The sequence below is a fragment of the Vibrio brasiliensis LMG 20546 genome (assembly GCF_000189255.1).
Taxonomy (GTDB): domain Bacteria; phylum Pseudomonadota; class Gammaproteobacteria; order Enterobacterales; family Vibrionaceae; genus Vibrio; species Vibrio brasiliensis.
The window spans coordinates 1-2,486 of record NZ_AEVS01000012.1; the positions used below are offsets into that span (position 1 = coordinate 1).

General features: G+C 44.8%; 1 protein-coding gene and 2 tRNA genes. All 3 read right to left on the reverse strand.

Annotated elements, in window-relative coordinates:
* Positions 1 to 26 precede the first annotated feature (26 nt).
* A tRNA-Thr gene (locus RH46_RS02390) sits at positions 27 to 102 on the reverse strand.
* Between the two features lie 54 nt (positions 103 to 156).
* Positions 157 to 232: transfer RNA gene (locus tag RH46_RS02395), tRNA-Phe, on the reverse strand.
* Between the two features lie 222 nt (positions 233 to 454).
* Positions 455 to 2,080 (reverse strand): methyl-accepting chemotaxis protein, encoded by a 1,626-nt coding sequence (locus tag RH46_RS02400; protein WP_040894910.1) that lies wholly within the window; start codon positions 2,078 to 2,080, stop codon positions 455 to 457.
* Positions 2,081 to 2,486 lie beyond the last annotated feature (406 nt).

Sequence of the window (2,486 nt, forward strand, 5' to 3'; positions counted from 1 at the left end):
AAGGGGGAATTATTCGTTAAAAAGAATGGTGCCGACTACCGGAATCGAACTGGTGACCTACTGATTACAAGTCAGTTGCTCTACCTACTGAGCTAAGTCGGCGCACTATATTCTTTTTTACATTGTTCGTGCAAAGCACCAACAATTATTAAATTGTGGTGCCCGGAGGCGGAATCGAACCACCGACACGAGGATTTTCAATCCTCTGCTCTACCGACTGAGCTATCCGGGCGACGAGGTGTATTAAAAGGCTTTTCGTGCTTTAGGTCAACATGAAAATGCAAAAAAAATATCGTTTGTTGTTTTTCTATACTTAATGGGCTGTTTTTATCCATTTTGGATAAGAAATGTATAGGGAGCAACAGGCGTTATCCAAGAAATAGTGTCAATTAGTCGCGGATAAAGAACAAAAAAAGCACGCGAATAGGCGTGCTTTCTGTAACTCCAAGCTCTTTTAGTGCTTAACGGTAAACTTACTTACCCAATTTTCCAGCTCGTTGGCTAATTGCGTTAAGCTTTGAGTACTATTGTGACTCTCTGTCACAACGTTACTTAGTTGGTTACCACTCTCTTCAATCATATTGATACGTTGAGAAATATCGTCACTTACTTGGGTCTGTTCGGCGGCGGCTGTCGCAATTTGATGACTCATTTGGGTGATAGATTCAAGAGCAACCACAATCTGTTGCAACGCTGCCGAAGCATTTTGTGACTCTTCCACGGTGTTTTCGCTCGTTTCCGCACAGATCTCCATAGTATTGATGGCATTCTTAGAGCCTTGCTGAAGGTTGTTGATCATCTGTTGGATCTCTTTGGTGCTATCCTGGGTTCGTCCGGCAAGGTTGCGAACTTCGTCTGCAACGACAGCAAACCCTCGGCCTTGCTCACCGGCACGTGCCGCCTCAATCGCAGCATTCAGTGCGAGCAAGTTGGTTTGTTCGGCAATATCACCAATCACATCCAGTACTTTTACAATGTTATGGACATCGCTATCCAAATCGGCAACGGCTTTACTTGCTGTGCCAAGCTGGCTTGCTAACCCTTGGATATTATCGACAGTATTGTGGATCAACTGCTGGGTGTGCTGGCTCTGTTTATCCGCTTCTTCTGTGTTGCGAGCAGTATCGCTGGCAGAGTCTGCCACGTTATTGGCTGAAGAAGCCATTTCCGTCATTGCGGTGGCAATCATTGCTGTTGATTGTTGTTGTGAATCTGTTAGCTGTGAAATTGCCGCTGAGCGATCTTCGACGCTTACTAGCTCATTACGCAGAGCGTGCATTGAACCATCAAGGTTTCCAACCAGTTGAGCAAGTGATTTACTCATCTGCTGTACTGCCTCGTAGATGCTGCCTTGTGGTGCCTGAGAAGAGAATGAACTCTGAATAGTGCCATTTGCCACTTCTTGCACTGCCTGACGTACTTCCTGAGGCTCACCACCTAAAAGTGTTAGCATTCGGCGAATAGATAGGATTAGCACAGCCAGAATAGCTCCGGCGATAACCAGACATAGCACTAGCTGCCATTGTGCTGTTGCCCAGAATCGGGCATTAACCTCATTGAAACCAATACCAGTACCGACAACCCAGCCCCATTTTGGTGATTTCTGCGCTATAGATAGTTTACTCTCAATGCTGCCGTCGGCCTGTTTTTGTGTCCAGGTGTATTCGACGATTTGACCCGTTTTACGACCAAGAACATCTTGGATTAGCTGGCCAACACTGTTGCCGTTACCATCTTTAAAGTCGTGGAAACTGGTTCCGTGTAACTGAGGGTCGAGTGGCGTCGCGATAAATGTCATATTTTCATCGGCCACATAAACGTATTCATTGTCTTTGTATATGTTGTTACGCAGCAGGCGAGTTGCGAGAGCTTTGGCTTGATCTTCTTGCAGAGTGCCATCAGCAGCCATCTTTTCTACTTCACTTAAGATGCTATAGGCACTCTTAAACAGTTCGGTAACTCGTTCTTTGTTGTCGAAGTTGCTGGCAACTCGTAACGTCCATAGCCCGGTAGCCGTTAAAGCTAATAGGGTCACGAGGATAATTCCCGACAATAAATAAGCTTGTGTCTTTAGTTTCATAAAATTGCTCGCAAATCATTCATTCTTGACAGTTGTAGTAGTTAAAATGTCACTGTCTTTGTTTTGTCATCTTAGTTTAGAACAGGTTAAACATTTGTATGCTTAGGCTTGAAATATATTTCGCACTTAAAAAAAAGTCACTAGGTTTGATAAGTCGGGTGTGTCGAAATGTGACAAGTAAGAACAAATATTGGGATTTGGAGATGATTGTAGAAACCGAAGCTGACTAGGAGAGAGGGGAAAGACAGAAGCTTTCTTTGGAACAAAGCAGGAGCATTAGATACGAAAAAGCCTCATCGTGTGATGAGGTTTTTTCTAATATGGCTCCCCCTGCGGAACTCAACGCGGGCGGCTAGGACGGTCCGACGCTTCGGCTGAGACATTTACTTGGAACAAGTAAGTCGCA